The organism is Acinetobacter sp. 22512, assembly GCF_052044755.1.
GTDB classification, from domain to species: Bacteria; Pseudomonadota; Gammaproteobacteria; order Pseudomonadales; family Moraxellaceae; genus Acinetobacter; species Acinetobacter pittii.
This window is the reverse complement of record NZ_JBQENP010000002.1, coordinates 1-13,532: the sequence shown is the minus strand read 5'-3', so window position 1 is coordinate 13,532 and position 13,532 is coordinate 1. Positions and strand designations below refer to the sequence as shown.

The window sequence follows — 13,532 nt, the reverse complement described above, 5'->3', positions numbered from 1 at the left end:
CGGAAGTGATATTCCGGTATTTTTTTATTCTACTTAATCTCTTGTTCTAAAAGTTTGTCTTTAAGTGTTAATAATTCAGGCAAGGTTTCTAATAATAAACTAATTTGTTTTAACACGAGTGTGTAATTCTCTGAAAAGTGCTCATGAGTAGTTAGGCTTTGAATTTGCGCTAAAGTCTGCTCAAGGAAATTGAAATCAATATAAGCCGGATCAAATAAGCTCTGTTTAAGAATTTGCTGACAATCCAGTAAGAGTTGTAATACCTGTTGATCATCAATTTTTTGTCGTTGGCTTCCTAACGCTGCTACGTAACTCAGTTGGCTGTGGCTATAAACCAGATAACGAAAAGCATAATGGATGAGTTGAGGGTTCGGGTTCGGTTCAGCACTTAAGCTTGAAATCATGTTGGATAGCTCAATCTGAGCGTTATGTGCAGCACGGCGAATTCGGCGGTATTCTATATCCTGATTTTTGCCATATTGATATTGCTCAACAATCACATTGAAATAATCTAAGGTCGCTTTGCTGCTTTTATTAATATTGTTGGGGATGTTCCGAAAGTTCCAGTCGGGCCAAATAAAGTTTACGGCGAGCCATGCAATAAAGCAGCCTAATAAGGTATCTATCAGTCGAGGCAAAATAATACTGTAGCCAGCGCCTTTTAAGTTGAAAATTAATAGCACCATAAGGGTGGCCATGAGCGTAGCCAAAGCATATTTCTTTTGACGTAAGTAAAAAAAGCAGACTCCACAAATAATTGTAATGATGAGCTGGCCTTCAATACTCGGTACAAAATATAAAATAGGTATTCCTAATAAAACACCGAGTAAGGTACCAATCGTTCTTAATTTAAGACGGCTTTTAGTCGCAAAATAAGTAATCTGACAGACAAACAAACTGGTGAGTAAAATCCAGTAACCATGCTGCGCAAAGGGTAACAGTGAAATTGCATAACCTGCGGCGAAAACCACAGCAATTCGTATGGCATGCCTAAACAGCGCTGACTGTGGCGTAAGTTGTTGCCGAAGTTTTAAGATAAGATCTGAAAATCCTTGAATATCATCATCAAGTAAATTTAAGTGTTCTTGTCTTGTTTGAGTGTTATTTTCAGGAACAGGTTGGGCATATTGCAGTTGTTCAAACTGTTCATGCATTCCTTTTAAGTTATCAAAAATAAGTTTTAAATTTTTAACTTCAAAATTTTGTGGATGTTGTTGTATCCAATCTTTTAAAGAACTTTCCAAATGTCCCAATACTTTCTGACTTTCTTGCGAAGGCTGATATGGCTGGTTATATAAAATACATTGAGCTAAGTCTTGGCATGCTTGTGCTTGTAGACGCAGGTTTTTTTGGAAACGGAAAATAAGATCACTACGGCTAAAATTCTGTTGAATATGTTCGTAATGTAAATAATTTGAAGTGGCTTGCTCGTGAATATCTCGTGCGAAAAAATATAGGTTTAGCCAATAGATACTTTTATTACTGACTCTGGAAGCTTTGAGCCGAGTAAGTAGAGAACTGCGTATTTGATTGAGGCTTTGGGCAACTTGCGTATTTTGTAGAGATAATTCATATAAAAGCTGCTCAACATTCTCTTTATTGTCCGGATCAAACAAACGAGCTTTTGCTTGTAGTAGAACAGAAATTTCTTTAAAAATTTGTGAGAGCTTATCTTGTAAGGGAAGTGTCGGTTTAATAATAAAAAATAAAATAGAAGTTAAACCGTACCACAGAGCACCATAAACAAAATAAGTAGGTTGTTGATACCAATGTGCGTATTCGCCTAAACCGAACATACTATAAATAGAGAGCAGAATCGTGCCAAAAGAAATCGTGGCATAACGTTGCCCTAAGGCGCCTAGTAATATGAAAAAAGCGCTTGAGATAGAGAGATATAAAATAAAGAAAATTTTGTAAGGAGCTAAAAAGCCGAGAATGCTACTGACTGTAAAAAAGAGCAGGCAGACATAGACCAAATTGCGTAATCGAATACTTAAGCGATCATCAAAGTCTGTTAATGCTGCTGCAATTGCGCCTAAGGTCACAGGAACAATAAGTTGATTATAGCCCAGCCACAGCAAACCTAAAGTTGTGCCAGTCAGTACAATCAGAATTTGCAAGCAATAAATTAAAATAGAGTTCGTCTTAAAGCTATTAAATATTTGGGTCAGATAATTCACGGCTTTTGTTCTAAATTAGAGAATACGTGAGAAAGCAGTATGTAACTTTAAATTTTTATTACTTCAAAAATATTATTCTTTTTATCTACCAAAGTCAGTCATTTTTTAAGATTTTATTAGACTTAAACCAAGTTGTAACGATCAATAAATTAACATAATTGTGGATATCTTTTTAGATACCCACAATTTGAAAAATACATAAATTATTTAATCACGCCACACGCAATTCGTGCTCCGCCACCGCCAAGAGGTTGAGGTGAGTCTGAATAATTGTCACCACCCGCATGGATCATAATCGCTCGACCCTGAATATCAGCAAGTTTTAATCGAGGTGCGATCACGGCAGTTGTTGCAACACCTGTATTATCAACAACCAAAACAGGTAGATCACCTAAATGGCCAGTGGTTGGAGTACCATGATGAGGGGCTTGGTTCGGGTTATAGTGGCTACCAGCAGCCAAAGCAGCGCCAGGTTTTCCATCTTTTACAGCAGGTGCACAAGAAGCATTTTCATGAATATGGAAACCACGAGTACCACTTGGTAAGTCAGCAAGAGCAGGGGTAATAATTAAACCTTTGTCACTATCTTGAAAGCTAATAGTACCTATTTTTTTGCCAATACCATTAGCTGTCACTTCATTTACGTCGACCACTTTTTTTGTATGCATTGAGGTTAATGCTTGGGCTGTGTCAGATATAGTTTTAGTTACCGAACTACAGCCAACGGTAAAAAGGGCTGTAAGCACACAGACTGCGCCAATTTTATTAAACATCTGCATGATTGGATGTCCTTATAAATATATATGATTGTTTGATTCAAACAAACAGAGGTCTGATCTACAAGTTAATTTAAATAGTTAATTTGTATCTAGAAACATTTTTAAATTAAATCTCTATGTCACTTTTCATCATTAGACGATTCACTCTCAGAATCATAAATCATGGTCGTTTTTGGCATAGGTTCAGGCTCAATCGTCTCATGTAACCATTCACGCCAAATTGCCAGTAAAATAGCCAAAATTACAGGACCAATAAATAATCCAACCAAGCCAAAACTCGCAATACCGCCTAATACACCAAACATAATTAATAAGAACGGAATTTTGGTGGCACCAGAAATGACGAGTGGTCTAATCACATTATCTGAGCTACTGACGATCAGCACACCCCAAACCACAACACCAATTGCCTCCATGGTTTGTCCCTGAGAGAACAACCATAAGCCAACGCCTAAATAAGAAATTGGAGTACCAAATGGAATTAAAGCCAATAAGAAAGTAACAATAGTGAGTACCATAGGGTTTGGTACACCTGCTACGAAGTAACTTAATCCAGCTAAAACGGCTTGAGCAATTGCAGTTAAACCGACACCATAGACTACTGCACGAGTTGTTTCAGAAATTGTATCGAGATAATGATGAATACGAGGGCCAATGACCATTTCTAAAGCTTTACTCACTTGAGATAAAATCATTTGACCATCACGATAGAAGAAAAATAGGCTAAATACTGCAAAGCCAAGTTTGACAATATTTTTACTAATTTCACCAAGCAGCACACGGCCATAACTTAAATGGCTTTGTACCCAAGCTGCGATATTTTGAATCGTACTATTAGGATCGTTATTTAATTCATTGAGTGTACGAGAAATCTCTTTTCCTACAAAAGGAAGATCACGAATAAAATCTGGAACGCTTAAATGACCCGAAAAAACCTGACGTTGTAAATCAAAATATAAGTTACGTCCCTCATGCTGCAAAATAAAAACCGCGCATGTAAAGGGGATACCAACTACCAAAATGACCAGACTAATCATTAGGGTTGCGTTTAAAGTATTACGTGATTCTCCAAAAAAACGCTGAATTCTTAAATAAATAGGCCAAGTCATATATGCAATGATGGCAGCCCAAAGTACAGGAACAATAAAATATTTCAGGATATTAAATCCTAAAAAAATCAAAATAAAAAACAGCCCAAACAATAAAACGCGCTGTAAATTAGGAGCGTATGGATGCACGAACAATATTTCTCTAATTTTCTACATAGAATAAAGTCATATTAACTGAAAAATAACCTGAGGCAAATTTTAAGGCCGTAATGTAAAGAACCTTATACATCCAGTTTCAAAGGCTAAAATTCTTTTAAAACCACTCAGCTTTATCTTCAATTAACTTGTTTAGAACAGGTTGCCATTGATTTTGGATACTAATAAAGTTTTTTTGCGGTTTATCAAAAATGCTTAAACCTTGCATTGCTAAGCTGCCATAGGCAGTGCGTTCAGCAATCCATGCAACAGGTTCCTGTTCAATTTTTTCAAAGAACTGCTGGATATCTTTTGAGCTTGCACTGTTTGGTTTTACACGGTTAGCAAGAAGCAAAATCTGTACTTTGCCTTTGCGAATACGTTTAATATCTTGTAAATGCTTCAAAAAGCGACGAGTACTGTCTATGTCAAAAAATGAAGGCTGAAGCGGAGTAATAATGGCGTGAGCTTCACTAATAAGTTGTTCAGCATGCTCACCTGAAAGTGCGCCAGGCGCATCAATAATTAAATAGTCCAGATTTTTGGGTGCATCACCAATTGATTTCTCATGACGCCAGTCTAGGCTTTGAATCGTTGCAACGGTATCAGGGCGCTGTTTTAACCATTGTAAAGCCGATTTTTGATTGTCCGAATCTGCTAATGCTACTTTATATCCTTTTTGTGCCAATGCTGTTGCCAACGTAATGGCCGTCATGGTTTTTCCGCATCCGCCCTTTTGATTTGCAATAAGTATCGTTTTCATAAATCCAATTATTTTCAGCAGCACATTTGTTTATGTTTTATACCTTAGCATCTTTTTATGTGAAGGAGATGACCACATTTGACAAAAGTTTAAGCTGTTTCGTTATTTTAGATATGATTAGATCTGTAATCTTAATTCGTGCTTTTTAAGGAAAATTTATGTCTGTATGGCTTGCCATGCTTATTGGTGCTGGAATTGGCATCATTATCACTACTCTTATTTTATCAAATACACGTAATGGACGAATTAAGGCTGAATATGAGCAATATATTGCTGAACTTGAACTAGAGCATCAACAAGCGCTTACTCAAGCACAAAAGAGAAGTGTAAATACAAGTCGTGCGGTGTTGAAAGGAAAAATGGCAGAACAATTTGCTCCAGTTTTACCTGAATTTCAGTATTTACCAAGCGATGCAAAATTCATGGGCGATCCGGTGGACTATATTATCTTTGATGGATACACCGATTTTCGCGATGGCGATGGTACGGCAGAAGACATCAATATTATTTTGCTTGATGTAAAAAGTGGTGGAGCTAGACTTACGAAAGGTCAACAGGCAATTGCACAAGCTGTTCAACAAGGCAAGGTTCGTTTTGAAACGTTGAGAATAGATTTCGAAGATTAACAAGCTGTTTAATTTAGCACAAAAATAGACGAAATTGATCTGTATTGTTACTAAATTTCGATATTTTTTTCATCGCTTAAAGCTATTATAAATCGAAGATCTATTCACTTTGATCTAGCAATATTTGAGGTGTAACACGATGAAAAAACAACGTTTGATGATGGGCTTACTCGCCGCGATTGGCATGAGTTCAACATTTGCATCGACCTCAAGTGAATATAATATTGCCAATGGTTTGAGCCCTATAGAAAAAGATCAATCTATTTCTGTATTACAACCTTTTCAAGGAAATTTCAGAATCTTGGGTTCAAAAGTTTATCAAAATGATGAACAAGCTAAGTTTTCTCCTATCGACTATGCCGTAAGCTGGGGATTGTTTGCACAGCCTGAAATCGCACGTCATATTTCAGTGAAACAATATGACCGTTATTTAAACTGGAAAATTCCTAAATTACCTGTTCCAGCAGAGCAAGCAATGCAAATGGTGTCTAACATGCACATCATTCCTGCGAACCCTGAGATTGCTCAGCAGATTAAACAGGTTAAACGTGGTGATTTAGTTTATCTAAAAGGTGACCTTGTCGAGATTAAGGACAAAAATTTAGTCTGGAAATCTTCACTTACCCCGACCGATACTGGTGATGGTGCATGTGAGTTATTCCGCGTTCAGGCAATTCATTGGGTTGAAAAGCAAAATATATAATTTGAAAAAAGCCTTCATAAGTTTGAAGGCTTTTTTATAACCATTACATTGCTTATTTCTGTTGCGATGCTTTCCAATATTTTAATTGATTTTGTGCTTGTAAATAGTCGGCAAGATCATTGATCTGTTCATCTTTATTGGCTTGCTTATCACTCAAGTGTTTTTCTTGGTTTTCCCAATATTGATAAAGTAGACCCTGAATGTAACGGCCCTGCTCAGTTTTTAAATCTAAATCTTTTAACATGGTCAGAGAAGAGCGCACATTATCGAGAGTACGCTGTTGCTCAAACTCTGTAGTGAGGGTTCCAGCTTCATGCATTTTTGCTAATTCACTTTCCATCTCGTCACTCATTTCTGTAAAGCGACGGTCATAATCCTCTAACAGCGCAATATCGTGTGCATCATCAGCAGTGGCAGGGAACGTCTTAACAGGTCTTTCATTCAGTTTTTCTAAAACCTGATCGGTAGATGAGGTGGCAGAAGGTTGCTCCGTCTTAGCAGGCTCATCCGCTTTTTTACAAGCAGTCAGAAATAGGCTAGAGCAAAGCAAAGACATTAATATGATTTGAGGTGTTTTCTTCATAACTTTCAACCAAACCTATTCACTAATTATTTAACGGGTAACGTACTTTTTTGAAAGTGATATGCATACGTAACATATGGAAAATCAATCTGATCTTGAGGACCTAATCCCGTAAAATCATAAACAATTTTTTCAAACTGTGCTTTGAGTTGTAATTGATCTTTTTCAGTCATTGCAGCAATAAAACTCGTAGAGAGTAAACGTTTACTCACGACTTGTTCGACAGAACCGTGTTGTGACTGTGTGAATGTTTGTAGGCTATCAAATATGAATAAATCTTGTTGTTCAAATACACGTTTCCACTTTTCACTATGATAACGAGGTGTGTCGCCTTCAAGAGGAAGTAGGAAATCAGCTAAAGCTTTGACCCAATCTGTACGTTCGTCACGTTGATTCCAAACTAGCCCTAAATGTCCTTTGGGTTTTAATACTCTATGCATTTCTGTTAGGGTATCGAGGTTGTCAAACCAGTGAAAAGATTGCGCACAAATAATGGCATCAATTTTATGGTCTGCTACAGGAATTGAATTGCTAAAAGCCTGTAATGTTTTGATATCAGGATAAACTTGTTGAAGCTGCTGTAACATCTCGCCAATTGGCTCAACTGCAATAACATCAGCATGTGTTTGTTTTAAGTAGGGTAAGAATTTGCCAGTACCCGATCCAAGATCAATAACAGTAGATTTTTCCTGTATTTGTAGGCAATTTTGCAGCCAACTTACTATTTCTGCGGGATAATTAGGTCTAACTTGCTGATAAAGTTCAGCAGCTGAGCTGAAGCCTTTTTGAGCGGCAGGATGTAAGGATTGTGTCATATTTTGCGCTTTTTAATCTGACTGGCATCTATAAAATAAGATACTCCGCAATCATAAATTGGCAAAACACCTATTTTGTTTCATTTTTGACGTTGTATGTGGGAGTAAATTTTCTTTCGGTGTGAGCATGGATAAGCAAATTATTTTTGAAGACGAACACATTAGAGCCATTTTTTTACCAGGCGATTCTAATACATTAGTTCTCTCTTTTGGCGATTTGATTACCCGAGCGAGTGGCTTATCTATCAATGCTGAAAAGTCTCTAATTAAATACCAATATAATGTTATTGGGGTAATGCCAAAACAAAAATCATGGTTTCCTCAAGCAAGCATGATTGAGCTGGCAAAAGCAATTTCGCCTATTCTAGAAGGCTTTAAAAATATTGTGGGTTATGGCGGTTCAATGGGCGGCTATGCGGCAATCAAATATTCTAATTTATTGAATATGAACCGTGTGATTGCATTTGTGCCTCAATATTCAATTGACCCAGAGCATGTTGAAGACCGACGCTACGCTGAGTTTTTTGATTCGGTAGCAAACAAGGACATGCAGATTCAGCCGCAAGATGTCGATGCAGCGCGTGAATACGTTATTGTTTATGACCCATATTTCTCGATTGACCGTGAACATTACTTAAAAATAAAAGAGCTGTTACCTAGCTTACATACGATTCATTTGCCATTTACTGGTCATGAAGCATTGTCAGTATTGGCTAGTTCAAGTTTATTACATGATTTTATTGAACATGATTTCGATGAAATCTATTTTTATCAGCAAGTTCGTAAGGTCAAAAAACAAAGTAAGTTTTACTTCCGTAATGTACTTGCGCATGTTCTTACCCAACATGATGAAATGTTGTTAAAAATATTACGCCAAAATGATTTTCAGCTAGATGAACGTTATTTTGATAACCCACTTAAACAGGCTATTACACGTAGTCTGATAAAAACAAATCAAGCAACTGAGTTGGACTTTCAAAAGCTTGGTATTAAAGTGCTGCGAATTCAAGAAGATGCAAATTACAAAGAAGGCTTGCAGACTAGCTTTGGTTTAATTTTGGTATTCAACCTCATCAACTCAAAATTTGAAAGTTACACGGTAGACACTCTACTGGCGAATAAATCTTATTTGGTTCCAATTGTGGCTGAGCAAACTGGTGTAGTGAATATTGAATTAAATAATGAAATTTATTTGTTAGCGATGAATGATCGCAAAGTCATTAAATTGTTCAAGAGTGAAGAGCCTTTAACATCGGATATGAGTCCTTTTCTAATCAAAAAATATTTCGACTGCTTTGCGATTAGCTATAAGCAACTAAATTTATCTTGTGATGAACAAGGGCTGTGTGAATTTACGGAAGGTTCAATTCAACCTACAGAACAGTTGACTACCATCAGCTATTAAAACTTTATAGTGTTTAAATAAAGCTCAGACCTTTAGGTTTGGGCTTTATTTTTTGCTTAAAAAATATTTTTTTATAAACTTATTTGTATATTATTTTAAAATTCATTATTTAAATAAATAGTAGGTTTATTATATGGTGATCTGCTGTATTTAAAGTAGACATAACCAGTAATGTATATAAATATTATATTTAAAAATAAATGGGTTTTTCTACTACATAAATTATAGAAATAATATAAGATTAATTAAAATACGGTTATAGCTATAAAAAATATAACTAAATGTTTTTACTATATATTTTATTTTTACCTGAAGAGCTTGGTTAAAATAAGTTCACTATTCAAAGATAATTGCATATTTATTTTTTTCTCCTAAAATGATTTTTTACTAAATTGTCGTTACAGTTTTTTATATGCAATCATTAAATTATCGGAATAATGATGCATCGCAACATGGAAGTTCTGCACCTTTGAAACGAGCAATGAGTACTCGACATTTGGTGATGATCTCCCTTGGCGGTGCCATAGGTACAGGTCTTTTTTTAGGGTCTGGTGATGTAATTTCCCAAGCAGGCCCAATTGGCGCAATTATTTCTTATTTTTTGGGCGGTTTAATTGCCTATACCGTGATGTTATGCCTGGGAGAACTTGCGGTTCATGTACCGGAATCAGGTTCTTTTGGTGAATACGCCCGCCGTTATATTGGTCCGGGTACGGGCTATATGATTACTTGGCTCTATTGGTTAACTTGGACTGCAACTTTGGGGACTGAGTTTACTGCGGCAGCTTTATTGGTGCAGGAGTGGTTTCCATCTACCTCGGTATGGGCTTGGACTCTTTTTTTTGGCGCCTTAGTTTTTTTCCTTAATATCAGTTCAACTCGATTATTTGCCGAATCTGAATTCTGGTTGGCACTCGTCAAAGTTGTCACTATTATTTGTTTTATTGGTTTAGGTCTACTGGCAATTTTTGGTTTTATTCCTTACCACGGACATGAAACAGCACCATTATTTAGTAACCTGACTGCTCACGGTTGGTTCCCAAACGGTCTCTTCCCAATTTTTGCTACTATGCTGATTGTTAACTTTGCTTTTTCGGGCACAGAATTAATTGGGGTAGCAGCGGGGGAAGCTGAGAATCCAGCACAGACAGTTCCTAAAGCAATCAATGCGGCTATTTGGCGTTTACTGATTTTCTTTGTTGGTACAATTGTGGTGATTAGTTCATTACTGCCGTTCCAGCTTGCAGGCCTTAGTGCAAATGAAGTAAGTAATAGTCCTTTTGTGACGGTATTTAACTATATTGGTATTCCATACGCAGAAGACATTATTCGCTTTGTAATTATTACGGCTTTACTATCTGCTGCAAATTCTGGTTTGTTTGCTGCTTCACGTATGATGTGGTCGCTTTCGGCAAAAAATCAATTACCAAAAATATTTTCTAAATTAACTCCTTCTGGAACACCGATTGTTGCCATTACAGTAACTATGTTTGGTGCAATTCCTGGATTGCTTTCAGAACAATTTGCGCCAGAAACAATTTTTAAGAATTTGTTGGGCGTTGCAGCTTTTACAATGGTTGTGGTTTGGATTGCGATTTGCGTTTCACAGTTTAACTTCCGTAGACAGTGGTATAAGTCGGGTAAAACAGCAAAAGATTTACGCTTCGCGGCACCTCTTTTCCCTCTTACTCCAATTGTAGGTGGGCTGTTCTGTATCGTTACCTGTATCAGTATGGTATTTGACCCATCTATGCAAGTTGGTTTTATCTGCTGCATTATTTTTATCATTTTATGTTATGCAAGCTACTTCATTTTTTATCGAAAGAAAGATCTAGTGCAAAGCTAAGCTTTTTAGTCGAAAAATGTGTTTTTAAAGGTCCCGAAAGGGGCCTTTTTTTGTGCCTTAGAGGAACTACAAAAGAAAGAATTTCTGTATTTTTTTTAAAAATGAAGTTTTATTTTTGATCATGAAAACAAATATTGTTTTATAAAATTACCATTTATCGGATTCTTATTAATATTTATTTATTATTAATAGTTGATTAAGTCTATGTTTAGCTTGGTTATTTGATAAAGAGGTTTTTGGGTTTTTATAAAATATGAATTAGAAATGGACTTATTATAGATTTAATGTAGAGAGGGTATAATTTTTTGACAAATTCATAAAGGTGATTAATTTTTAAGTTATTGTTATTTATGATTTTAATTTGGTGTATTTTTTTAAATTATGATTTTATGTTTTCTATAAATTTTTTTTATTAAAGTTAAGCTTTTTTTAATATTTGTTGTTTTTTTATTATAAAGATTAGTGCGATTTGATTATTTTTTCTCTGCTTATTTATTTTAAAATGTTCTAAATGAGTGTGCTCTATGCTATATTTATTGGAAGATTTTATAGCTATGTTCCGGCTTAATTTTAAGCGGTGTGTGTAGAGATAATTAATCTGTAGCATTATTGAACAATGTTTATTTTTAAAAAGACTAATGGAGGGATCTATCGATTAGTCAAAATAATTTTTATGGACATATGATTTTTTTATAAATCATCGTTCTTTTTAACTCCCAAACGGTTATGCCATTTCTTTTGTATTTATATTTCAGCCGACTGGATTAAGTGGGTTGTGGTTAAACTTTGCTTTTATAAAGATAGCTTTATAAACAGTAAGTTACATGAAAGAAAGCTTGTAAAAGATATCGATATATAAAAGTAGATCATACTTTTAGTATCAACAAATGGAATTTAAAAAATCTAATGCTTTAGAAGAGCAGAAGGTTTAGTAAATAAACTAAGACTTTGTTATTGCAAGGTTTTGGTTGCTGAATAATAAAGACTACGGATTTATCAAATCTGAGTCTATGAAGGTATATAGGAAAAAAGATGTCAGATCTTTCATACGTAAACGAACATAGCGATGCATGGCAAACTTACTTGGCACAAATTGACCGTGTAGCGCCATATTTAGAACACTTAGCTGATTATATCGATACTTTAAAACGTCCTAAGCGTGCGCTTATTGTTGACGTGCCAATCGTGATGGATGACGGTTCGATCCAGCACTTTGAAGGTTACCGTGTACAACACAACTTGTCTCGTGGTCCGGGTAAAGGCGGTGTTCGTTACCATCCAAATGTTGATTTGAATGAAGTGATGGCGTTATCTGCATGGATGACAATTAAAACTGCTGTTTTGAACTTGCCATTTGGTGGTGCAAAAGGTGGTATCCGTGTTGATCCACGTAAATTATCAACTCGTGAATTAGAGCGTTTGACTCGTCGTTATACGACTGAAATTGGTCATATTATTGGGCCTCAAAAAGATATTCCTGCTCCAGACGTTGGTACGAATGCCAATATCATGGGTTGGATGATGGATACTTATTCTACTAGCCAAGGTCACACGGTAACTGGTGTTGTAACTGGTAAACCAGTTCACTTAGGCGGTTCTTTAGGTCGTGTAAAAGCAACTGGTCGTGGCGTATTCGTTACAGGTCGTGAAGTAGCAGCAAAAATTAATTTACCAATTGAAGGCGCGAAAGTTGCTATTCAAGGTTTTGGTAACGTAGGTAGTGAAGCAGCTTTCTTATTTGTTGAATCGAAAGCGAAAGTTACACACGTTCAAGACCACACTGGCACAATTTTCAATGCTGATGGTATTGATCTTGAAGCATTACGTGATCACGTAAATGCAAATCAAGGTGTTGGTGGTTTTGCCGGCGCTCAATCAATTGCTGACGAAGATTTCTGGACAGCTGAAGTTGACATTATTGTTCCAGCTGCATTGGAAGGCCAAATCACTGTTGAACGTGCTCAAAAACTTAAAGCTAAGTTGATTTTAGAAGGCGCAAACGGCCCGACATATCCTAAAGCTGAAGACGTATTAGTTGAGCGTGGCATTGTTGTAGTTCCTGACGTGGTATGTAACGCCGGCGGTGTAACTGTAAGTTACTTCGAATGGGTTCAAGACATGGCGAGCTACTTCTGGAGCGAAGAAGAAATCAACGAGCGTTTAGACAAGTTGATGGTTCAAGCTATGGAAGATGTTTGGAATACAGCAAACAGCAACGCTTGTACTTTACGTACAGCGGCTTACATCTTGGCATGTGAGCGTATCTTAAAAGCTCGTAAAGAACGCGGTATTTTCCCAGGCTAATCTGCGGAAATTACTTTTAGAAAAAGTGGTCTGAACAAATATAAAGGATGTTATAGGGTTTATTTGTTCAGTCCCTTTTTCTGAATTATTCAAATTTAAGTGTTATCGAATATATTAAATAAATACTGAGGTAAGCATGGAACAGCCAATTTCTGTAACTCGAAGCAACTTTAACGACTGGATGGTTCCAGTTTTTGCACCGGCAAATTTCATTCCGGTACGTGGCGAAGGTTCACGTATTTGGGATCAAGAAAATAAAGAATATATCGATTTTGCAGGCGGGA

At 36.2% G+C, this 13,532-nt stretch carries 11 protein-coding genes and 1 pseudogene; 6 read left to right on the top strand and 6 right to left on the bottom strand.

Annotation, left to right across the window (positions count from 1 at the left end; translation table 11 throughout):
* Nucleotides 1-29 precede the first annotated feature (29 nt).
* The 4 genes from yccS to ACTJJG_RS03020 all read right to left on the bottom strand — a co-directional run bounded on the left by yccS (nt 30) and on the right by ACTJJG_RS03020 (nt 4,966).
* Complete coding sequence (gene yccS / locus ACTJJG_RS03035; RefSeq protein WP_017403260.1) at nt 30-2,180, bottom strand: YccS family putative transporter; 2,151 nt, start codon at nt 2,178-2,180, stop codon at nt 30-32.
* Between the two features lie 203 nt (nt 2,181-2,383).
* Nucleotides 2,384-2,953, bottom strand: a complete 570-nt coding sequence (sodC, locus tag ACTJJG_RS03030; RefSeq protein ID WP_372552663.1) for a superoxide dismutase [Cu-Zn] SodC — start codon at nt 2,951-2,953, stop codon at nt 2,384-2,386.
* Nucleotides 2,954-3,078: 125 nt separating this feature from the next.
* A complete protein-coding gene (locus ACTJJG_RS03025; RefSeq protein WP_002117074.1) occupies nt 3,079-4,197 on the bottom strand; it encodes an AI-2E family transporter in 1,119 nt (372 codons plus the stop codon).
* A gap of 124 nt (nt 4,198-4,321) precedes the next feature.
* A complete protein-coding gene (locus tag ACTJJG_RS03020; RefSeq protein ID WP_005804567.1) occupies nt 4,322-4,966 on the bottom strand; it encodes a ParA family protein in 645 nt (214 codons plus the stop codon).
* A 158-nt stretch (nt 4,967-5,124) separates the two neighbouring features.
* Here ACTJJG_RS03020 and ACTJJG_RS03015 point away from each other — a divergent pair, with 158 nt between their 5' ends.
* Together ACTJJG_RS03015 and ACTJJG_RS03010 are read left to right on the top strand one after the other, a co-directional pair.
* Nucleotides 5,125-5,592 (top strand): Holliday junction resolvase-like protein, encoded by a 468-nt coding sequence (locus tag ACTJJG_RS03015; protein WP_002116954.1) that lies wholly within the window; start codon nt 5,125-5,127, stop codon nt 5,590-5,592.
* A 139-nt stretch (nt 5,593-5,731) separates the two neighbouring features.
* Nucleotides 5,732-6,295 (top strand): hypothetical protein, encoded by a 564-nt coding sequence (locus tag ACTJJG_RS03010; RefSeq protein ID WP_017387028.1) that lies wholly within the window; start codon nt 5,732-5,734, stop codon nt 6,293-6,295.
* A gap of 52 nt (nt 6,296-6,347) precedes the next feature.
* On the opposite strand, the gene ACTJJG_RS03005 is transcribed toward ACTJJG_RS03010, so the two are convergent.
* Entirely contained in the window at nt 6,348-6,878 is a 531-nt protein-coding gene (locus ACTJJG_RS03005) for a hypothetical protein (protein WP_005078420.1), read from the bottom strand.
* Nucleotides 6,879-6,904: 26 nt separating this feature from the next.
* Nucleotides 6,905-7,693 (bottom strand): class I SAM-dependent methyltransferase, encoded by a 789-nt coding sequence (locus ACTJJG_RS03000; RefSeq protein ID WP_032057279.1) that lies wholly within the window; start codon nt 7,691-7,693, stop codon nt 6,905-6,907.
* Between the two features lie 127 nt (nt 7,694-7,820).
* Between ACTJJG_RS03000 and ACTJJG_RS02995 the strand changes: the two genes are divergently transcribed.
* The 4 genes and pseudogenes from ACTJJG_RS02995 to ACTJJG_RS02980 all read left to right on the top strand — a co-directional run.
* Nucleotides 7,821-9,098 (top strand): hypothetical protein, encoded by a 1,278-nt coding sequence (locus ACTJJG_RS02995; protein WP_032057281.1) that lies wholly within the window; start codon nt 7,821-7,823, stop codon nt 9,096-9,098.
* 412 nt (nt 9,099-9,510) lie between these two features.
* The gene (locus tag ACTJJG_RS02990; RefSeq protein ID WP_032052635.1) at nt 9,511-10,944 is read left to right on the top strand and encodes an amino acid permease; all 1,434 of its coding nucleotides are present in this window, start codon (nt 9,511-9,513) and stop codon (nt 10,942-10,944) included.
* 1,032 nt (nt 10,945-11,976) lie between these two features.
* Entirely contained in the window at nt 11,977-13,248 is a 1,272-nt protein-coding gene (locus tag ACTJJG_RS02985; RefSeq protein WP_005078412.1) for a Glu/Leu/Phe/Val family dehydrogenase, read from the top strand.
* A 136-nt stretch (nt 13,249-13,384) separates the two neighbouring features.
* Nucleotides 13,385-13,532, top strand: a pseudogene (locus ACTJJG_RS02980) (hypothetical protein); the annotation flags it as partial.